Source organism: Streptomyces sp. NPDC007157, assembly GCF_040634235.1.
Lineage (GTDB): Bacteria > Actinomycetota > Actinomycetes > Streptomycetales > Streptomycetaceae > Streptomyces.
In genome coordinates, this window is the sequence record NZ_JBEYFE010000001.1 from 395,287 (window position 1) to 413,754 (window position 18,468).

Below are 18,468 nucleotides of genomic sequence, written 5' to 3' on the forward strand. Positions count from 1 at the left end.
TGGCGCACCCGGGAAGAACGCGGCCTTCATTCCGGTGCCCCCGGCTGCCGACACTCGATGCCACAGACCGCACGGCACCGGGAGCAGGCATGATCACGCTTCGCCAACGTCGAGCGAACAGGCCAGGGATTCGCGGAGAGCGAGGTGCGGGGCATGGCCCCATGGTCGTGGGGCGCCGATCTGATGACGGGGCTCAAGTGGTGGCAACGAGCGGTGCTGATCGTGTGCCTGGGTGCGCTCACGCTGCCGTTGTGGTTCGCCGCGAAGAACGTCTACCGGTTCGTCGACGGTCACCGGACGTCGACGGAAGGACATGTTCGCTGTGCATGGGACGGCCCGTGCCGGGGCGCGTGGCGGCTGCCCGGCGGACAGCAGGGGCGGGGTGAGATCGAAGGGCTGTCCTTCCAGGACGACGAAGAGCTCGTGACGGGCATACCGCTCTACGCGGGCCGGGACTGGGCCGTGGCCGACCGCTCCGACCTGCTTGTTCATGCGGCCCAGGAGGCCGGCGGCGCCGTGATCGGCGCAGCTCTGGTGCTCTCGGTCGCCTGGATCAGGTCCAGAGATCTCTGACCGTGCGGACGACTCGCCGGCAGCGGAATCCGGAGTGCGGCCGTCGCCTCCGGCGAAAGCCTTTGCGCGGGCCGTCGTCCGGATGGTGGGGTGGCCCGGTGACCGACCACGATGAGGCGGGGGCCGTCCGACCGTCGACCCTGGCCTGGGTGAGCCGACAGCTGAAGGCCGGCGAACGGATCGTCAGAACCCAGGCGCTGCACGGCGGCATCACCGCCGAGATGCGGCGGCTGACCATCGGCACGCAGCACGGGGACACCCGCGACCTGGTACTGCGGAGCTTCGTCGACCCGTCCTTCGTGGAGCACGCCGAGGACCTGCTGAACCGGGAGACCGACGCCCTCACCTACCTCGCGGGGACCCGCGTACCGGCTCCCGGACCGGTCGCGGTCGATCCCACCGCCGCGCAATGCGAGTATCCGTCGCTCCTGATGACACATCTGGCGGGCCGGACGGTCCTTGACGACCAGGGACTGGAGACGCGCATCCCGGTGCTGGCCCGTCAGCTCGTGGCCGTGCACGCGCTGCGACCCGCCGAGCGTCCCCGGACGTACGAGGCGTGGACGACCGCCGACGCCGTCGTCCCTCCCATCGGCGCCGACGCGGCGGCGTGGGCCGCGGCGGCCGACGTGATCCGCAAGCCCCCGCCGTCCTACGAGGGGCGGTTCCTGCACCGGGACTTCCACCCCGGCAACGTACTGTTCGACGTACCGTCCCCGAGCCTGGCGGGTCCCCGGATCACCGGGGTCGTCGACTGGGTGCAGACCTCCTGGGGCCCGGCGGACCTCGATGTGGCGCACTGCTCCACCAATCTCGCGCTGCTGCACGGCCCGATGTGGGGTCTGCGGTTCGCCGAGGCGTACGAGGAGGCCGGTGGGGTGCTGGCCGCGGCTGAGGACGAGCGGTTGTACTGGCGGTTGCTGGACGCTCTGGCGTTCGCGTCGGGTGTGCCGTGGGTGGCCCGGCCGTGGCGGGAGGCGGGGCGGACGGAACTGACGACGCGGGCCGTGGAGAAGCGGCTGGACGCCTACGTCACCATCCTGATGGACGCGCTGGGCTGAGCCAGGGCGGCGAGGCAGCCCGGCAGCCCGGAAGCCAGAGCAGCCCGGACGAGATCGCCAGGGCCCGGATCGGGCCGGCCGCCAGGGACAACGCGTACATCGCTCTCCGTCCGGGCCCTGCCGGGGCGTCCCGCTTCGGCGTCCGTGGACGTCGGCCAAGGCTTCCTGGCGGTACCGGTGTTCATCTGCGCGTCTTTCTCCTCCCCTGCCCCGGCAACCGGTTGCGGGTTGAGTCGTTGAGATCACGGGCTCGGGGAGTGACTGCGGGGCGGCCGGCACCCGATCAGGCACTGTGTGCTGTTTGCGACACGTGTGGGGATACAAGGGGCTGCCGTTCAGGGGGAGGTAGTGTGTTCGAGGCTCGAACGGTGCTCCGTGAGAACCGCGGTGGCAACCGCGATGGGCAAGTCACCCGTCCGAGCCGCCTGCACGCGACCTCTGAAGATGGAGCCGATGAACGTGTCGACCGGCGGCGGACGGCTGCGCAGCCGTGCCGCCGCAGCAGCCCTCGTCTGTGCGATCACGCTGTTACCCGGCCCGAGTTACGCGGCCCCGGGCACACCCGATCCACGGAACGACCAGTCGATCGAGGACATCCACAACGAGCTGAACGGCCTCTACCGCCAGGCGGAGGTGGCCACCGAGGCGTACGACACCGCGAACGTGAAGGCGGCCGCGCAGGAGAAGCGGCTGGTGTCGCTCCGCAAGGATCTGACCCGCACCCAGAGCAAGCTGGACGATCTGCACGCCCTCGTGGGTGTGGCCGCCCGGACGCAGTACCGCGGGGGCAATCTCGACGCCACGGGCATCCAGTTGCTGCTCGGCGACCACCCCGACCAGGCCCTCGACGAGGCCGCCCAGGCCCGCCAGGCCATGCGGAGCCTGGTCGACGTCTCCGAGACGCAGCAGAGCGCCCGCGCGGAGCTGGACCGGCAGACCGACGCCGCCGCCGGGAAACTGCGGGAGCTGAAGAGCAGCCGCGCGGACAAGGCCGAGGCCAAGGGGAAGATCGAGAAGAAGATCGCCGAGGCCGAGCGGATCGAGGCGGGACTCAAGAAGGAACAGACCCGCAAGCTCGCCCAGTTGGAGAAGCAGGAGGCGCAGGAGGCCAAGTCCAGGTGGACGGGCCCCGATTCCGGCGGCACCTCGACCGGTACCGGCTCGGGCAGCGGCGGGACGAAGGCGAGCGGAGCGGCCGCGAGGGCCGTCGACTTCGCGATGGCCCAGATCGGCAAACCGTACGTGTGGGGCGCCGTGGGCCCCTCGTCGTACGACTGCTCGGGACTCACCTCCACGGCCTGGGCGGCGGCCGGGCACCCCATACCCCGTACCTCGCAGGCGCAGTGGCAGGGGCTGACCCGGGTCAGCCTGGCCTCCGTGCAGCCCGGGGACCTGATCATCTACTACGACGCCACGCACGTGGGCATGTACATAGGGGGCGGGCAGATCGTGCACGCCCCGCGTCCCGGACGCACGGTCACGATCGCACCGGCCGCCTCCATGCCCATCGTCGGTGTCGTCCGACCCGGAGTCTGAACGGATGACCTACTCGCTGACCCCCCGTGACGGGGGAAACCTGCCCGCGCTCAGCGCACCGCCGCTGATCCGGCTCGACGCCTATGTGGCCGAGGACGGGTCGACGGTGGTCAACGGCCATCTGCTGGAGATGGGCGGCGCCCGGCCGCCCAACGAGGCGATACTCGACGCCATCGCCATGTTCGCCCGCACCCTGCGGGCACCGGTGGCGGCCACCGTCATCGACCGGACCGTGCAGCAGGTGGCACGGCTGCGTGTGTACCCCGACGGCTCCAGCCGGACCATCGCCGACGAGGAGGACCTGCCGCCCGGGCGTGAGCGTACGGCCGCGGAGGAGGAGTCGTTCCCGCCGCTCGCCCGCGTCGAGCGGATCATCCAGCACGCGCAGCGCGAGGAACTGCACGCCGCGTTCGTCCTCGCCAGCGCGCTGCGGGAGCACCTCACGCTGCGCAGGGGCGCGGAGGACGAACTCTCGCTGGAGGCACGGGCGATCGAGGCGTACCTCGCGTACCAGCGCGGCGACTACATGCTCTCCACCGTCCTCGCGCTGACTGTCGCGCGCATCCGCTGCCGCACCGATCTGAACCGGGCGGCGCCCGAGGTGGCCCGCGCCACCGCGGCATGGCAGCGGCTGATCGACGAGGGCCAGGTGGCGACCCGGGGGCAGGAGTTGCTGCACATGTGGGAGCACCTGTCGACGGAGGGCCTGTTGCTGGAACCGTCCCATCAGGCCATGGCCAAGGCCGTCCGGAGCCGGCTCGGCCGGGGCGGCCGGTCCGTACCGGCGTCGGCCACGGTTCCGGCCGTGACCGCGGGCCAGGGGCCGGTCGCTCCCGAGGACAAGCCGCTCAAGCCCACGCGGCGGGGGCTCAGCCGCTTCACCCGGTGGCCCGGCCGGTCCACCGAGCCATCGTCCTAGGCCGGCGCGGCGCGCACCGCCGAGGGAACGGATCAGCCGTGGGCGGCGCGGGAGACGTGCTGCCTCGTCGTGGGCGGGGTTCGGCTCGGCGGCCCCGCCGGAGGAGCCGCCCGGTCGGTGGTGAAGCCGCCCGGCTCGACCACGGTGACCGTGATCCCCGCGCCCGCGACCCAGCGCGGTGCGCGGTCCCTGCCGGAGCCCCGCGGAGGCAGGACGGGGCTCGGCGAGGCCGCCCGAGTCGGCTCAGAGCGTGAGCAGCTCCTCGTAGAAGCCGCCGAACTCCCGCTGCCGGTCGATGAGATGGATCTCCAGGATCCAGTGGCAGGTACGGCCCGCCTTGTCGGTACGGCGCAGGGGCGTGTCGTTGGCGGGTGCGATGTACGACTCGGTGTCCGCGCCGTCGATCTTCTCGTGCGGGAACTCTCCGACCAGGTGGCCGGCGTGCCAGCCGCCCAGTTCCCAGCCCGCCTCGGTGGCCAGCCGCTCCACCTCGGCGTACAGCCGCTTCCCGGTGATGTCCGGATCGGCCTCGAAGAACCGTTTGCCGGCGGCGAAGACCTTCGGCAGGTCGTCGCGCAGCCGTCGCTTGACCGGATCGTCGCCGAGTACGAAGGTCCGCCCGAAGTCGGCCTCGTACTCCTCGAAGATCGGCCCGAAGTCGGCGAACACGATGTCGTCCGCTCCGATCAGGCGGTCCGGCGGGTTCTCCCGGTACGGCTTGAGGGTGTTCGGGCCCGAGCGCACGATCCGCTTGTGCCAGTGCCTGGTCGTACCGAAGAGTTCGTTCGCCAGGTCACGGACGCGGTCGCTGACCGCCCGCTCTCCTTCGCCCGGCGCCACCAGCCCTCGCTTCTCCATCTCGGCGAAGAGCCGCTCGGCCTTGGCCTGGGCGTCCAGCAGTCGGGCCGCCCGTGTGGGTTCGTCATGAGCCATAGCAGCGAAGGTAAGTTTGGCTGCACTCGCGAGTCAAACAGATTGGACTTCGCCCGCCCCGTGCGCGTCCGGCTTGGTCGAGGACTCCGTCTCAGCGCATTCTCGGATTTGCCAGGGCCGGGCGGGCAGCCCGGTGGCGGATGAGACAGGGGGCGCCACGGATGTTGCCGAAGCGGGCTAGTTTATGAACGCACGACAGCACAAACCCGGCAATTCACCCCATCCCCCATCCCCCATCCCCCACCACCGTCCCCCTTCTGTCTCTGTGAGGCGCCTAGTCATGAGCCTGAGCATCCGCAACCAGATCCCCGGCACCGTCACCGCCGTCACCCCCGGCGAGGTGATGGCGACCGTGAAGGTACGCCTGGACGGCGGCCAGGACCTCACCGCCGCGATCACCCTGGAGGCGGTCAAGGACCTGGGGCTCGCCGAGGGGTCGGCCGTCCGGGCCATGATGAAGTCCACCGAGGTCGCGCTCGCCACCGGCCCGGTGACGGGGCTGTCCATCCGCAACCGGCTGCCCGGCACGGTCAGTGATGTCGCCGTGGGCGGGGCGATGGCCACGGTCAAGGTCACCGTCGACGGGGGCGAGCTCACCTCTGCGATCACCAAGGACGCGGTGGCCGACCTCGGCCTGACGGCCGGATCACCGGTCGTGGCCCTGATCAAGTCGACCGAGGTCTCCCTCGCCACCGCATGACCCCGGCCGAAGCCGGGCCCACCTGTGGACACCCGCCGCGTCCCGGTCGGGCCGTGTCCCGCGTGAGCGCCTACCCTGCACAGGGAAGGCAGCCACGACCAGGGCACCGGTGAGGAGAGGGGAACCGCATGGCGAGCGACCGAGTAGGCACGGCCGAGACCGCCGGCCGGATCCCTCCCGGCCAGCGCCTGGTGCACGGCTGGCCGGTCTCGCACTACGGTCCGGTCCCCCGCTTCCGCCCCGAGCGCTGGAACCTGCGGGTCTTCGGCGCCACCGCCTCGGGCGAGACCCACGAGTGGCACTTCGACGACCTGGCCACGCTCCCCCATGTCACGGTCGCCGCCGACCTGCACTGCGCGAGCGGCCCCACCTCCACCGGCCACGAGTGGTACGGCATCCCCGCCGCCACCGTCCTGGACCGGGTCCCGCCCGCCCCCGGGGTCACCCACGTCATGGCCTGGGCGGAGTACGGCTTCTCCGCCAACCTGCGCCTGAGCGACTTCACCTCGCCGCACACCCTCATGGCCACCCACCACAACGGCGAACCCCTCACCGCCGAACACGGCTTCCCGCTCCGCCTGGTCGTCCCCCACCTGTACGGCTACAAGAGCCCCAAGTGGCTGCGCGGCATCGAGTACATGACCGCCGACCGGCGTGGTTTCTGGGAGGAGCGGGGCTACCACAACATCGCCGACGCGTGGAAGCAGCAGCGCTACTCCTACCAGGAGGCGGAAGCCGACGGACCGACACCCGCGGGTACCTAGCCCCACCCGGCCGCACCCGGTCGACTCCGGCTCCCCCGGCCCGGCGGCGCGTGACGCCGTCGACGTCGGTTACCGACTCCTGGCGGCGGACGTCCGAGCCGCTTCGGCGGGGAGGCGTCCGGTTCAGGTCGCGCGGGCGCGCCTCGCCGTCAGCCGCAGGGTCTCCGTGACCGCGTGCGGGATGTCGTCGACCGGGAACAGCGCGTGCCGTACGGTGCGTTCGGCGTCGACGACCAGGATCAGGCGCTTGTGGCGCAGCCGGCCCGCGCCACGGAAGGTCGGCAGCCGCAGGGCCGCCGCCAGTTGGTGGGCGGCGTCCGAGAGCAGGGGGTACGGGATCTCCTCGACGCGAGCGAACTCCTGCTGCTCGTGCACGAGTTGGGTGCTGATCCCGCGTACCTCCACGCCCGCCTTCCGGAAGTCGGGCCAGGCGTCCCGGAAGAGCCGGTTCTCCAGCGTGCAGCCGACGGCGCCCGGGATCGGCGGATCACCCCATTCGACTCCGGTGCCGGGGTAGGTGAACAGCACGGTCGCCGGGGCGTCCGGGGAGACCAGGGGCACCTCGGCGCCCCGGGTGGCGGGCAGTTCGAGGCCGTCGGGCAGGCGGGTGCCGACCAGCGCGTGGACACGGGCGTGTTCCGCGCCGTCCTCCGCCGCCGTCGCGGTGAGGCTGCCGTCGCCCAGCACCCAGCGGTCGCCCCAGTCCTGCATCGCGACGAGCAGCGGCAGCAGCCCGGCACCGGCGTCGGTGAGCAGGTACTCGTAACGCACCGGTCGCCGTTGGTAGAGGCTGCGGTGCAGGACGCCGTGGGCGACGAGCCTGCCCAGGCGCTCGGTGAGCACCTTGCGGGACAGGCCGATCTCGGCGGCCAGCGCGTCGAAGCGGACATGGCCGCGGGCCACCTCGCGCAGCACCAGAACGTTCCACCAGTCCCCCAGGACCATGGCGGCCTGGGCGGTCCCGCAGGTCGCGTCAGCGTTGTGCATCCTCATGCGCCCATAGTAAGTTCCTTTTCGGGACTCACTTTGTTTCTTGATGGAACTTACTGCCCGTCAGCGTACGGGCCCAGCGTGAGGAGTGCATCGTGACCGCCATCAGCCGGGTCGTCGCACGCGAGATCATCGACAGCCGGGGCAACCCCACCGTCGAGGTCGACGTGGAACTCAAGGACGGCTCACTGGGCCGCGCCGCCGTTCCCTCCGGCGCCTCCACCGGCGCCCGCGAAGCGGTGGAGCTGCGCGACGGCGACCCGACCCGCTTCCACGGCAAGGGGGTTCGGCGGGCCGTCGACGCCGTGAACGAGACCATCGCGGACGCCGTGACCGGGCTCGACGCCGAGGACCAGGCGACCGTCGACCGTACGATGATCGAACTGGACGGCACGGAGACCAAGTCGCGGCTCGGCGCCAACGCCCTGCTCGGCGTCTCCCTGGCCACCGCCAAGGCCGCCGCGGCTTCGCACCGGCAGCCGCTGTACCGCTACGTCGGCGGAGTCGACGCCCGGCTGCTGCCGGTGCCGATGATGAACATCGTCAACGGCGGCGCCCACGCCGACAATCCGCTGGACTTCCAGGAGTTCATGATCGCGCCCATCGGTGCGGCCACCTTCGCCGAGGCGGTCCGTATGGGCTCGGAGGTCTTCCACACCCTGCGCGGCAACCTGCTCGCCGCCGGCCACAGCGTCAACGTCGGCGACGAGGGCGGCTTCGCCCCCGACCTGCGCACCGCCGACGAGGCCCTGGACTTCGTCGTCCGCGCCATCGAGCAGACCGGCTACAAGCCCGGCGCCGACATCACGCTCGTCATGGACCCGGCCAGCTCGGAGTTCTTCCGCGACGGCGTCTACGACTACACGGGCGAGGGCGTCCGCCGCACCCCCGCCGAACACGCCGACTACCTCGCCGCCCTCGTCGACCGCTACCCCGTGGCCTCCGTCGAGGACCCGATGGCCGAGGACGACCACGCCGGCTGGCGTGACCTGACCGCCCGGCTCGGCGACCGCTGCCAGCTCACCGGCGACGATGTCTTCTGCACCAACGAGACGCTGCTGCGCGCCGGTATCCGCGACGGCATCGCCAACTCCGTCCTGGTGAAGGTCAACCAGATCGGCACCCTCACCGAGACCCTCGGCACGGTCGCCACCGCCCACCGCGCCGGGTACACGGTCGTCATGTCCCACCGCTCCGGGGAGACCGAGGACACGACGATCGCCGACCTCGCCGTCGCCACGGGCTGCGGCCAGATCAAGACCGGCTCACTGTCCCGCTCGGACCGCACCGCCAAGTACAACCAGCTCTTCCGCATCGAGGAGGAACTGGGCACGCAGGCACGCTACGCGGGCCGAGAGGCGCTCGGGCTGCGCCGCTGACCCGCCGGTGACACTCGGGCCGCGCCGTCGGCCCAGCGGTGACAGGTGGGGGCATTGCCGCGAGCACCGGTGGGCGAGGACGCGAGCGGTGGGCCACCCGGGCGGGCCGCCGTCGCGTCCGAGCGACGAGCCGGGGCGCCGGGGTCAGGAGTGCGCGTCGGGCGACTGCGGGAAGAGCGACTCCGGGGTGATCTCCCCCTCGCAGTGCCGGCACCCGGACTCCATTCGCAGGGGGTGACCGCACTCGTGCCGGAAGGCGACGGCAGGGGCGTCCACCGCCCACCTGTCGCCCCATTGCAGCAGGCCGATCATGACGGGGAAGAGCTCCCGCCCCGCCTGCGTCAGGTGGTACTCGTGGCGGGGCGGGTGCTCGCTGTACTGGCGCCGCTCGATCACGCCCGCCGCCTCGAGCTTGCGCAGCCGGTCGGCGAGGATGTCGCGCGGTGCGCCCGTGTAGCCGGCGATCTTCGCGAAGCGGTGCACGCCGTAGGCCATCTCCCGCAGCGCGAGCAGCGACCACCGCTCGCCGACGATCTGCAGTGCGGCGGCCATCGAGCAGGGCCGCACGCCCACCGGCACGCCTGCCATCACCGCGGCCAGTGGCTTGGCGACGGCCCCGGTGCTGCCTGTCCGCGACTCCCCGGTCTGCTGCGGTTGTACGTCCATGGGCCCACGTTACCCCCGGTTGGTTGTGTTTCACGACTCACTCGGGGTAGCGTCGCGAGGGTTGGTAGGACAATCAAACTCACCTGTGAGGACGACATGCCCGGACCCGAGGGGGCCGCCACCGCCACGCCTGCCGGGCCGGCGACGACGGAGGAACCGGTCCAGGACGCGGCCGCCCGCCGGCACGCGCTGCGGGTGCTGGCGCTGAGCAGCCTCGGCGCGTTCGTGGTGTTCCTCGACACCACGATCGTCAATGTCGCCTTCGAGACCATCGGCCGCAGTTTCCACGCCACGGCCGGCCACCTGGCGTGGGTGCTCAATGCCTACAGCCTGGTCTTCGCCGCCGTTCTCATCCCGGCCGGCCGCCTCGCCGACCGCTACGGGCGCAAGCGGGTCTTCCTCATCGGCATCACCGGCTTCGCGGCGATGAGCGCCCTGTGCGGGCTGGCGCCGAACGCCGGAATGCTCATCGCGGGACGGGCCCTGCAGGCGGCGTTCGCCGCCCTGGTCACTCCGACCTCGCTGTCCCTGATCCTCCCGGAGTTCCCGGCGGCCCGACGGCCGGTCGCGATAGGCACCTGGGGCTCCATGGGCGCCGCGGCCGCCGCGCTCGGCCCCACCCTGGGCGCACTCCTGACCCAGTACGCCTCCTGGCGCTGGATCTTCCTGGTCAACGTGCCGATCTGCGCGGTGATCGCCTTCTTCGGCCTGCGGCTGCTGCGCGAGGCCCGCGACCCGCACGCCCACGGCCTGCCCGACCCGCTCGGCATCCTGCTGATCGCCGCGACGCCCGCCGCGCTGAGCCTCGGCATCATCGAGGGACCGAACTGGGGCTGGGCCGACCCGCGGGTGATCGGCGCCTTCGTGCTCGCCGCACTGCTGCTCCCGGCCTTCGTCCTGCGCGACCGCGCCACCGCACGGCCCGTGATGGACTTCGCACTCTTCCGGGTCCGGCAGTTCCGGCTGGTCAACGCGGCGACGCTGGTGTTCGCGGCCGCCTTCTACGGCATGTTGCTGAGCAACATCATCTTCCTGCAGACGGTGTGGCACTACTCGGTGCTGCGCGCCGCCCTCGCCACCGCGCCGAGCCCGCTGGTGGTGACCGCCGTGGCCCGCACCGCCAGCCGCCTCTCCCACACCTACGGGGCACGCCGTGTGCTGACCTTCGGCGCCCTCTTCTGGACAGCCGGCCTCACCCTCACCGCGTTCTTCGCCGGTGCCACCCCGCACTGGACCACCCACTGGCTGCCGGCGGCGCTGCTCACCGGACTCGGCGTCGGGCTCACCCTGCCCGTCCAGTCCGGAGCCGCCGTCCAGGCGCTGCCGCCGGGACGGTTCGCGCTCGGCTCGGCGATCAACGCGAGCCTGCGCCAGCTCGGCGCGGTCCTCGGCATCAGCCTCTTCGTCGCCGTCCTCGGCACTCCCACCGCGGCCACCGCCGTCGACTCCTTCCACCGGGTCTGGTGGCTCCTCGCCGCGCTCGGCCTGGCATCCGGCGCCCTCCTGTGGACACCGAGCCGCAGCCGGGCCGACGCGGACACCGGCACGGCCGAGGAGAAGCCGGCGTACAGCGCGCCCGAGGGGGCGCCAGGCCGCTGAGGCCGGTCGGCCGAGGAGTCGAAGGAACGGTGTCGCGTGCCCCGGGGTCACCCCGGGGCACACTCGGCCCCGGATGCCGCGAACCGGCACGCCGGGGCTTCCGGCACGCCGCTCAGCGCTGGGGCGGCACCGGGAAGAGCATGCAGCTGCTGGTGGCATGGGCCAGCAGCCGGTCCTTCCCGTCGACCAACTGCGCCTGCGCGAGGGCGGTTTGACGGCCCTTGTTGACCACCGTGCCGATGGCGCGCACCGTGCCGGTCTCCACCGTGATGCGGCGCAGGAACTTCACGGTCAGGTCGAGCGAGGTGTACGCCATCCCCTGCGGGAGGGTGGACTGCACGGCGCATCCGGCGGCCGAGTCCAGCAGGACGGCGAAGATGCCGCCGTGCACGCTGCCGATCGGGTTGTAGTGCTCCTCACCCGGCGTCAGGGAGAAGACCGCCCGCCCCGGCTCCACCTCGTCCAGGGCGAAGTCGACGGTGTGGTTGATGGGCGAGCTCGGCAGCCGGCCCGCCTGCAGCTCGCGCAGGAAGTCGATACCGGCCATGCGTCCGGCGGCGTCCGCCAGGATTGCGGGATCGTCCCACTGATACGTACGTGTCCGTCCCACAGCGCTGTGCCCTTTCCTCTGACTTTTCCAAACGAAGCTAGCTTCTCGTTCACCTGACTGTCAATGACGAAGCCAGGCCCCTACGATGGCTTCATGGAGTGGCTTGAGGCGAGCACGGAGAACTGCCCCGTCCAGCGCACGCTCGACGTGGTCGGAGAGAAATGGACGCTGCTGATCCTGCGTGACGCCGTCAACGGGGTCCGCCGCTTCGACGACTTCCACCGGCATATCGGCCTGTCGGAGGCGGTCCTCAGCGACCGCCTGAGGAAGCTGATCTCGGCCGGCGTCCTGAAGACGGTCCCCTACCAGGAGCCCGGCAGCCGCGCCCGCAACGAGTACCGGCTGACCCGCAAGGGCTGGGACCTGTGGCCCGTCCTCATGGCGCTGACCCAGTGGGGCGAGACATACGCCCTGGGCCCCGGGGAGAACCCCCCGCTGGACATCCGCCACACCGGCTGCGAGGCCCCGGTCCGCGTCGTCGTCCAGTGCTCCGAGGACCACGCCGCCCTCGCCCCCGGGGAGGTCACGGCCCGGCTGGGCCCGGGAGCCCGCCCCCGGTCGTAGGCCGTCGGCCCGCGGGTCACGGGTCCGGGCCGGGCACCGGGCGTGGTCCGGAGCGGCCGGACGACCCACCGGTGTCCCGCCGGGCGGACCGGGGGGCGGCAGGGCTCACCGCCGGGGGCGTGCCACCATCGGCTGACCGCACACGTGACCACCGGCCGAGGAGAAGCACCATGCCCGCCCGCCCGAGCCTCCTGTACGTGACCGACCTCGCCTACCCGGCACGCGGGCGCCGGTACGGCGACGAGGACGTGTTCCTGACCGCCCGGCTCCGCGCGGACTTCGACATCGCCCTGTGCCATCCGCTGGACGCCGCGGCCCTGATGGACCGCTTCGACGCGGTCGTGGTCCGCAACAGCGGTCCGGTACTCCACTACCAGCGGGAGTTCGACGCCTTCCGCGACCGGGCCACGGCGTGCGGCACCCGGGTCTACAACCCGCTGCACGGCCGGGCCGACATGGCCGGCAAGGGGTATCTGCCTGCCCTGACCGCGGCCGGACACCCGGTCATCCCCACCGTCGACCGGCCCGAGCATCTGGACCGACTGCCCGAGAGCGACCAGTACGCGGTCAAGCCCCGGGCGGGAGCGGACTCCATAGGCCTGACCTTCGTGGCCCGGGACCGGCTGGCCGACCTGGCCTACGGCGACATCCTGGTCCAGCCACGCGTCGACTTCCGCTACGAGGTGTCCTTCTACTACGTCGACGACGCCTTCCAGTACGCGCTGTACGCCCCCGACCCCGACCGCCGCTGGGTCCTCGAACCGTACGAGCCCTCCGAAGCCGATCTTGTCTTCGCCCGGCGTTTCATCGACTGGAACACGCTCGACCACGGCATCCAGCGCGTGGACGCCTGCCGCACTCAGGACGGCGCCCTGCTCCTGGTCGAGTTGGAGGACCTCAATCCCTATCTCTCCCTCGACCTGGTCACCGACCGGGCCCGCGACGCCTTCGTCACCCGCATGACCGCCTCCCTCCACCAGTTCCTGGAAGCCGGTCCGCGCACCTGAGTCACGGCTGCGGGGGCCGGGCGGCCGGGGCCGTCATCCCCCGTCGGCCGGAAGCGCGTACAGACCGGGCAGGTTGACCACGATCGCCTCCTGGGTGCTGCGCGCGATGACGACCACCGCCTCGTCGCCGGGATCCGGGTTCTCCTCCCGGTGCGGCACGAAGGGCGGGACGAAGATGTAGTCGCCGGGCGAGGTACGCAGCCGTACCTCCTCCGGCTCCGGGCCCGAGTCGTCCAGGAAGACGAACTCCGGGTGTCCGCTGACCACATAGATCGCGGTCTCGGACTCGCCGTGATGGTGGTCGGACGACGCGGTGGCGGGCGCCACATGGGTCTGGCCCATCCACAGCTTCTCGGAACCGACCGTCTTCCCGCTGACGGCCGCGAACCTGCGCATGCCGCCGGTCTGGGCGGTGTCGCCGTCCAGGGAGTCGGCGCGGATGTGGTGCAGACGGGTGCTCAGCGGCGCCGCGGAGTGGTCCGGGGTTTCGTGGAGGTGCGGGTGGAAGCCTTCACCGGGGGTCGTCAGCGGCTCGCTCATGGCATGGACGCTAGGGCGATCCGAAAAAGGATGTCAAGAGGTGTCCATTGCCTTTCACCTGCGGCAATGTTCCCGCAACAGAACGAGCGAGCCGCCTGGAACGGCTCCCCGCGCCGACTCCTCGGGCATGATGTGCGCATGCATATTTCCGCGAAGGCGGACTACGGCATCCGGGCGCTGCTGGAGCTCGCCCGTGAGCCTGCTCGTCCGCTGACCTGTGAGGCGATCGCCTCCTCGCAGGAGATTCCGTTCCGGTTTCTGAAGTCCGTGGTGGGCGAGCTGCGCAGAGCGGGCCTGGTGCGCAGCCAGCGCGGCTGCGAGGGCGGTTACTGGCTGGGCAGACCCGCCGACGAGATCAGTCTGCTGGACGTCACGCGGGCGGTCGACGGCGAGTTGATCACCCTGCGCGGCGAGTCACTGGCCGGGCTCGACTACCCCGGTCCCGCCGCGGGGCTGCCCGGGGTGTGGCGTGAGGTCGAGGCGGGGGCGGCGGCGGTCCTGGGCGGGGTGACCCTGAAGTCGCTGCTGCCCGGGGAACCGGCCGAAAGGCTGGCCCGGACGGGCGCCGCGTGACGGGCGCGGCCGAACTGCCGCCGCCCGTCGAGGTGGTGGAGTACACCGACCCGCTCTGCCCCTGGGCCTGGGGCTCGGAACCGGCCTTCCGAAGGCTGCGGGCAGCGCTGACCGGCCGGGTCCGCTGGCGGCGGGCCTACGCGATCCTCTTCGACCACGACGACGACCCGCCGCCGGATCCGGCGGCGGAGACCGCCTGGTACGCGCGCTACGTCGAGGAGATCAGCGCGCACAGCGGGGCCCCTCGGGCGGTACGGCTGAGCCGGATGCCCGCCAGTTCCTGGCCCGCCTCGCTGGTCGCCAAGGCCGCCGAGCTCCAGGGCGACGAGGTCGCCGGGAGAGCGCTGCGGCGGCTGCGGGAGACCGTCTTCGTGCTCGGCGAACCGGCGGACACCGCCGCGTCGGCACTGGCAACGGTCCGGGGCACGCCGGGACTGGACATGGAGCGGCTGGCCTCCGACGCCGCGTCCGACGGGGTCCTGGAGCGGGTGCGGGCCGACCGTGCCGAGGCGCGCCGGCCGGTCTCCGAGGTGCGCTCGGTGTCGAGCGGCTCGCCGCATCCGGGCGCGGCCAAGGAGACCGCCGACGGCGGATACCGGTACGCGCTGCCGACCCTGCTGGTGCGTGCGCCCGGCGGCCACCGGGCGGTGCCCGGCTGGCGGCCCTTCGAGGAGTACGCGTCCGCCGTCGAGGAGCTCTGTCCGGGGCTGTTGAACGTCCCGGCCGCCCTCTGCCCGGCGGAGGCCCTGCAACGTTACGGGAGCATGACGGAACCGGAGCGGCTGTTGCTGACCGAGGGTGCGTGGCCGCCGCCGCACGCCGTCCGGGTGGAGACCGGAAACGGCGCGCTGTGGCTGCACCCTGACGAGGCGTCAGCACGCCGGAGCACCGCCGGCTGACCGTCGGCGGGCCTCTGATCTGCGGACAGAGGCCGTCCGCCGAATGAGACACCAATTGGTGTCCATTGACAGCCGGTCGCGGCTGCCCCCAGGATGTGCAGCATGCTCACGACGCACCCCGGTGTGGTGTGCCGCTACGTGGACCTGCGGCGCACCTGCAGCGCACTCTGTCGCTGACCTTCCGCCGTCCCCGGCCCTCAGCCGTCCGCCGCCTCCGGCCCGCAGCCGCCTGACCTCCGCACCCTGGTGGTGCGGCCCCGGCCGCCGGCCGTCCGGCTCGACCGCGTCCCGCCGCGCTCCGCGCCCGCGTTCCCCGTCGCCTCCTTCCCAGACCAAGGGCCCGCTCCCGCGAGGCCGTCAACTCCCCTTGCCCTGAGCGCCGCACGCTCCGACTGCATGCCGGCGCTCGCCCCGGCATGCCCGTCCGGTCCCGGTCGACGGTCCGCGCGGTTGTCCGGCCGGCCCTGCGCCCTGCTCCCTCCGCCCCGACCCAGACCGGGCCGACCACAGGAAGATCGAGATGCCCGCACACCACACCGCCCATCGCCCCGGACTCGGCCCCGCCCGGTCCGGCCCGCGCACCGCAGCCGTCGCCGGCGCCCTCGCCGCCCTGCTCGTCCCCGCGCTCACCGCGTGCGGCTCCGGCACCGCCTCCGCCGGCAGCGGCGCCACGCTCAAGTGGACCTCCTCCTACTTCCCGGCCCACTGGGACCCGGTGGTCAGCGGAAGTGGCGCCCAGTTCCGCGAACTCGCCCTCACCTACGCGTCGTTGACCCGCACCGACGAGACCGGCAAGGCCGTGCCGGATCTCGCCAGGAGCTGGGAGTACAACAAGAAGGGTGACGAGATCACCTTCCACCTGCGGCCCGGCCTGAAGTTCAGCGACGGCCGGCCGGTAAACGGCGCCGCCGTCAAGGCGGCCATCGAGCGGGCCCAGAAGCAGAAGAACTCGGCGCTCTTCGGCGATCTGACCTCCATCAGGTCGGTGGACGCCAAGGGGCTGGACGCGGTTCTTCACCTCACCCAGGTCGACTACCAGATACCCCAGTTGCTCGGTGAGCGAGTGCTGCAGATCGCCAGCCCCAAGGCGGCGGCGAACCCGACCAAGCTCGACCAGAACCCGGTCGGCGCGGGACCGTTCATCGTCACCCAACTGGTCCCGGGCACCAAGGCGGTCCTGAAGAAGAACCCGGACTACTGGGACGCCAAGAACATCCACATCGACAACGTCGAACTGACCTCGGCGCCCGATGCCTCGACGGTCGTCTCCGGTCTGCGCACCGGCGTCTACAACTTCGCCGACCTCGCCCCGAGCCAGGCGGCCGCCGCCAAGAAGGCCGGTCTGGACGTCTTCTCGCAGCCGGGCTTCAACGCCAACAACATCAGCCTCAACATCAACAAGGCGCCGTTCGACAACGACAAGGTCGTGGACGCCGTCCGCTATGCGATCAACCGTCAGGAGTTCGTGGACAAGCTGACGTTCGGCTACGGCTCGGTGACCAACCAGCCGTTCCCGAAGGGGTACGTCGCCTACGACCCGAAGTCGGCGAACGACTACCCCTACGACCCGGCGAAGTCCAAGAAGCTGCTCGCGGAGGCGGGTTACCAGGCCGGTGACATCAAGCTCAACCTGGTCATCCCGGCCGAGGACCCCCAGGCCGAGCTGGTCCAGTCGCAGCTGGCCAAGGTCGGGATCACCGTGACCATCAAGATCGACAAGAACTGGGCCACCCCGTTCTTCGCCAAGGACCTGACGTTCTCGCTGTACGGGACCACCGGCCGGGACTCCGCCCTGCAGACCCTCACCGCCCACTTCGGCCCGAACGGCCCGCTGAACCTGAGCACCCCGTACGAGCCGGCCGGCTTCGAGGCGGCCGTCGCCAAGGTGCGGGAGACCCCGCTGGACTCGCCGGACTACACCAAGGTCCTCCAGGCGGCCACCCGCGCCGGGTTGCTGAGCAAGGCGCTGGTCTTCACCTACTCCGCGCCGAACCTCATCGCCAAGAGCAAGTCGATCTCCGACCTGCCGAAGAACCCGGCCCACATCGACTGGACCGGCGTGACCATCTCCGGCAGCAACTGACACCCCTCACCCACTCCACCAGCAGAGAGGGGGCAACCCCATGACGACGACTTCCGCGGTACCGGCCGGGCCTGCCCGCCGTCGCGGGGTCGCCGTGGCCAGGGCGCGGCACACGCTGGGCCGTGTCCTGGTCACCCTCGCCCGGTCGATCGCGATCATCGTGCCCGTCTTCGTGGTCGCGACGTTCGTGACGTTCGCGCTCCGGTCGCTGAGCGGACTCAGCCCGGCGCGGATCCAGCTGGGCGAGGAGGCGACTCCCGAGGCCGTCCACCGGGTCGAGTCCCAGTGGGGGCTGGACCGGCCCTTCCTGGTCCAGTACTGGGACTGGTTCACCGGCGTCCTGCACGGACAGCTGGGCACCAGCTGGACCAACGGTGCCGACATCTCCACCCTCATCGGCCTGGGTCTGGGAGTCAGCCTCTCCATCGCGACGTTCGCTCTGATCATCGGCGTACTCCTCGGCTTCGTCCTCGGCACGGTGGCGGCGCTGCGCCGCACCACCTGGGTGGACCGGGCGATCACCGGGTTCGTCACGGTGATCTCGGTGATGCCGGCGTTCGTCGTCGGGATCGTGCTCGTGGCGGTCTTCGCGGTCGGACTCCATGTGTTCCCGTCCGCCGGATACATCCCGGCGGCGCAGGGGTTCGGCCCGTGGCTCGCGCACATCACGCTCCCGGCGATCGCGCTGAGCTTCGACGTCGTCGCCGACGTAGCCCGCCAGCTCCGCGGCAGTCTTGTCGCGGCCTATCGCGAGAACTACGTGACGGGCGCGGTGGTGAGGGGACTGAGCCCACGGCGGATCTTCCTCACCCATGTGCTGCGCAACGGCATCGGTCCCGCGCTCGCCACCCTCGGCCTGAAGTTCCCGGCCCTGGTCGGCGCCTCCGTCGTGACCGAGTGGATCTTCGGGCTGCAGGGCTTCGGCCGATTCGCCAACGACTCGGCGCAGGCCGGTGACGTACCGGCCGTGCAGGGCGTGCTGGTGGTGTCGATCGTCCTGGTCGTCCTCTTCAACCTGATCGTCAACCTGGTGCTGGCGCGTGTGACGCCCGCATCCCAGCGGGGGGTCTGA

General features: G+C 71.5%; 19 protein-coding genes. 14 read left to right on the forward strand and 5 right to left on the reverse strand.

Features of this window, described 5'->3' with window-relative positions; translation table 11 throughout:
* Nucleotides 1-153: 153 nt before the first annotated feature.
* The 4 genes from ABZ642_RS01750 (at nt 154) to ABZ642_RS01765 (ending at nt 4,089) form a co-directional block, all read left to right on the forward strand.
* Entirely contained in the window at nt 154-573 is a 420-nt protein-coding gene (locus ABZ642_RS01750; RefSeq protein ID WP_360475384.1) for a hypothetical protein, read from the forward strand.
* 98 nt (nt 574-671) lie between these two features.
* Nucleotides 672-1,634 carry an aminoglycoside phosphotransferase family protein gene (locus ABZ642_RS01755; RefSeq protein WP_360475387.1) on the forward strand — a complete coding sequence of 321 codons (963 nt, stop codon included), beginning with the start codon at nt 672-674 and terminating at the stop codon, nt 1,632-1,634.
* Nucleotides 1,635-2,087: 453 nt separating this feature from the next.
* Complete coding sequence (locus ABZ642_RS01760; RefSeq protein ID WP_360475390.1) at nt 2,088-3,170, forward strand: NlpC/P60 family protein; 1,083 nt, start codon at nt 2,088-2,090, stop codon at nt 3,168-3,170.
* A 4-nt stretch (nt 3,171-3,174) separates the two neighbouring features.
* Complete coding sequence (locus ABZ642_RS01765; protein ID WP_360475393.1) at nt 3,175-4,089, forward strand: hypothetical protein; 915 nt, start codon at nt 3,175-3,177, stop codon at nt 4,087-4,089.
* Between the two features lie 243 nt (nt 4,090-4,332).
* Here ABZ642_RS01765 and ABZ642_RS01770 read toward each other — a convergent pair whose 3' ends face one another.
* On the reverse strand, nt 4,333-5,022 hold the full coding sequence (locus ABZ642_RS01770; protein ID WP_360475396.1) for a M24 family metallopeptidase: 690 nt from the start codon (nt 5,020-5,022) through the stop codon (nt 4,333-4,335).
* A gap of 280 nt (nt 5,023-5,302) precedes the next feature.
* On the opposite strand from ABZ642_RS01770, the gene ABZ642_RS01775 reads away from it, so the two are divergent.
* A complete protein-coding gene (locus tag ABZ642_RS01775; protein WP_360475398.1) occupies nt 5,303-5,722 on the forward strand; it encodes a TOBE domain-containing protein in 420 nt (139 codons plus the stop codon).
* A gap of 128 nt (nt 5,723-5,850) precedes the next feature.
* A complete protein-coding gene (locus ABZ642_RS01780) occupies nt 5,851-6,486 on the forward strand; it encodes a molybdopterin-dependent oxidoreductase (RefSeq protein WP_360475401.1) in 636 nt (211 codons plus the stop codon).
* 123 nt (nt 6,487-6,609) lie between these two features.
* Here ABZ642_RS01780 and ABZ642_RS01785 read toward each other — a convergent pair whose 3' ends face one another.
* Nucleotides 6,610-7,479 carry a winged helix-turn-helix transcriptional regulator gene (locus ABZ642_RS01785; RefSeq protein ID WP_360475404.1) on the reverse strand — a complete coding sequence of 290 codons (870 nt, stop codon included), beginning with the start codon at nt 7,477-7,479 and terminating at the stop codon, nt 6,610-6,612.
* Nucleotides 7,480-7,571: 92 nt separating this feature from the next.
* Between ABZ642_RS01785 and eno the strand changes: the two genes are divergently transcribed.
* Nucleotides 7,572-8,855, forward strand: a complete 1,284-nt coding sequence (gene eno, locus ABZ642_RS01790) for a phosphopyruvate hydratase (protein ID WP_360475407.1) — start codon at nt 7,572-7,574, stop codon at nt 8,853-8,855.
* A 144-nt stretch (nt 8,856-8,999) separates the two neighbouring features.
* Here the strand turns inward: eno and ABZ642_RS01795 are convergent, their stop codons facing one another.
* Nucleotides 9,000-9,521, reverse strand: a complete 522-nt coding sequence (locus ABZ642_RS01795; RefSeq protein ID WP_360475410.1) for a helix-turn-helix domain-containing protein — start codon at nt 9,519-9,521, stop codon at nt 9,000-9,002.
* Nucleotides 9,522-9,617: 96 nt separating this feature from the next.
* On the opposite strand from ABZ642_RS01795, the gene ABZ642_RS01800 reads away from it, so the two are divergent.
* A complete protein-coding gene (locus ABZ642_RS01800; RefSeq protein ID WP_360475413.1) occupies nt 9,618-11,120 on the forward strand; it encodes an MFS transporter in 1,503 nt (500 codons plus the stop codon).
* Nucleotides 11,121-11,232: 112 nt separating this feature from the next.
* Here the strand turns inward: ABZ642_RS01800 and ABZ642_RS01805 are convergent, their stop codons facing one another.
* Nucleotides 11,233-11,730: a PaaI family thioesterase gene (locus ABZ642_RS01805; protein WP_360475416.1), complete on the reverse strand. Its 498-nt coding sequence runs from the start codon at nt 11,728-11,730 to the stop codon at nt 11,233-11,235.
* Nucleotides 11,731-11,823: 93 nt separating this feature from the next.
* On the opposite strand from ABZ642_RS01805, the gene ABZ642_RS01810 reads away from it, so the two are divergent.
* Together ABZ642_RS01810 and ABZ642_RS01815 are read left to right on the forward strand one after the other, a co-directional pair.
* A complete protein-coding gene (locus ABZ642_RS01810) occupies nt 11,824-12,294 on the forward strand; it encodes a helix-turn-helix domain-containing protein (protein WP_360475419.1) in 471 nt (156 codons plus the stop codon).
* 170 nt (nt 12,295-12,464) lie between these two features.
* The gene (locus ABZ642_RS01815; protein WP_360475422.1) at nt 12,465-13,301 is read left to right on the forward strand and encodes a hypothetical protein; all 837 of its coding nucleotides are present in this window, start codon (nt 12,465-12,467) and stop codon (nt 13,299-13,301) included.
* Between the two features lie 33 nt (nt 13,302-13,334).
* Here ABZ642_RS01815 and ABZ642_RS01820 read toward each other — a convergent pair whose 3' ends face one another.
* Nucleotides 13,335-13,841: a cupin domain-containing protein gene (locus tag ABZ642_RS01820; protein ID WP_360475425.1), complete on the reverse strand. Its 507-nt coding sequence runs from the start codon at nt 13,839-13,841 to the stop codon at nt 13,335-13,337.
* A 138-nt stretch (nt 13,842-13,979) separates the two neighbouring features.
* On the opposite strand from ABZ642_RS01820, the gene ABZ642_RS01825 reads away from it, so the two are divergent.
* The 4 genes from ABZ642_RS01825 (at nt 13,980) to ABZ642_RS01840 (ending at nt 18,468) form a co-directional block, all read left to right on the forward strand.
* Nucleotides 13,980-14,414, forward strand: coding sequence for an Rrf2 family transcriptional regulator (locus ABZ642_RS01825; protein ID WP_360475427.1), 435 nt, complete (start codon nt 13,980-13,982; stop codon nt 14,412-14,414).
* The gene (locus ABZ642_RS01830; protein WP_360475430.1) at nt 14,411-15,313 is read left to right on the forward strand and encodes a DsbA family protein; all 903 of its coding nucleotides are present in this window, start codon (nt 14,411-14,413) and stop codon (nt 15,311-15,313) included. Before ABZ642_RS01825 ends, ABZ642_RS01830 begins: the two co-directional genes overlap by 4 nt.
* Nucleotides 15,314-15,833: 520 nt before the next feature.
* Nucleotides 15,834-17,396 carry an ABC transporter substrate-binding protein gene (locus ABZ642_RS01835; protein ID WP_360475433.1) on the forward strand — a complete coding sequence of 521 codons (1,563 nt, stop codon included), beginning with the start codon at nt 15,834-15,836 and terminating at the stop codon, nt 17,394-17,396.
* A gap of 40 nt (nt 17,397-17,436) precedes the next feature.
* On the forward strand, nt 17,437-18,468 hold the full coding sequence (locus ABZ642_RS01840) for an ABC transporter permease (RefSeq protein WP_360475436.1): 1,032 nt from the start codon (nt 17,437-17,439) through the stop codon (nt 18,466-18,468).

Coding starts and splice junctions, on each gene's coding strand:
- ABZ642_RS01765 (WP_360475393.1), top strand. CDS start 3,175: ATGACCTACTCGCTGACCCCCCGTGACGGGGGAAACCTGCCCGCGCTC.
- ABZ642_RS01760 (WP_360475390.1), top strand. CDS start 2,088: ATGAACGTGTCGACCGGCGGCGGACGGCTGCGCAGCCGTGCCGCCGCA.
- ABZ642_RS01835 (WP_360475433.1), top strand. CDS start 15,834: ATGCCCGCACACCACACCGCCCATCGCCCCGGACTCGGCCCCGCCCGG.
- ABZ642_RS01825 (WP_360475427.1), top strand. CDS start 13,980: ATGCATATTTCCGCGAAGGCGGACTACGGCATCCGGGCGCTGCTGGAG.
- ABZ642_RS01800 (WP_360475413.1), top strand. CDS start 9,618: ATGCCCGGACCCGAGGGGGCCGCCACCGCCACGCCTGCCGGGCCGGCG.
- ABZ642_RS01770 (WP_360475396.1), bottom strand. CDS start 5,022: ATGGCTCATGACGAACCCACACGGGCGGCCCGACTGCTGGACGCCCAG.
- ABZ642_RS01795 (WP_360475410.1), bottom strand. CDS start 9,521: ATGGACGTACAACCGCAGCAGACCGGGGAGTCGCGGACAGGCAGCACC.
- ABZ642_RS01780 (WP_360475401.1), top strand. CDS start 5,851: ATGGCGAGCGACCGAGTAGGCACGGCCGAGACCGCCGGCCGGATCCCT.
- ABZ642_RS01820 (WP_360475425.1), bottom strand. CDS start 13,841: ATGAGCGAGCCGCTGACGACCCCCGGTGAAGGCTTCCACCCGCACCTC.
- ABZ642_RS01815 (WP_360475422.1), top strand. CDS start 12,465: ATGCCCGCCCGCCCGAGCCTCCTGTACGTGACCGACCTCGCCTACCCG.
- ABZ642_RS01840 (WP_360475436.1), top strand. CDS start 17,437: ATGACGACGACTTCCGCGGTACCGGCCGGGCCTGCCCGCCGTCGCGGG.
- ABZ642_RS01810 (WP_360475419.1), top strand. CDS start 11,824: ATGGAGTGGCTTGAGGCGAGCACGGAGAACTGCCCCGTCCAGCGCACG.
- ABZ642_RS01785 (WP_360475404.1), bottom strand. CDS start 7,479: ATGAGGATGCACAACGCTGACGCGACCTGCGGGACCGCCCAGGCCGCC.
- ABZ642_RS01750 (WP_360475384.1), top strand. CDS start 154: ATGGCCCCATGGTCGTGGGGCGCCGATCTGATGACGGGGCTCAAGTGG.
- ABZ642_RS01775 (WP_360475398.1), top strand. CDS start 5,303: ATGAGCCTGAGCATCCGCAACCAGATCCCCGGCACCGTCACCGCCGTC.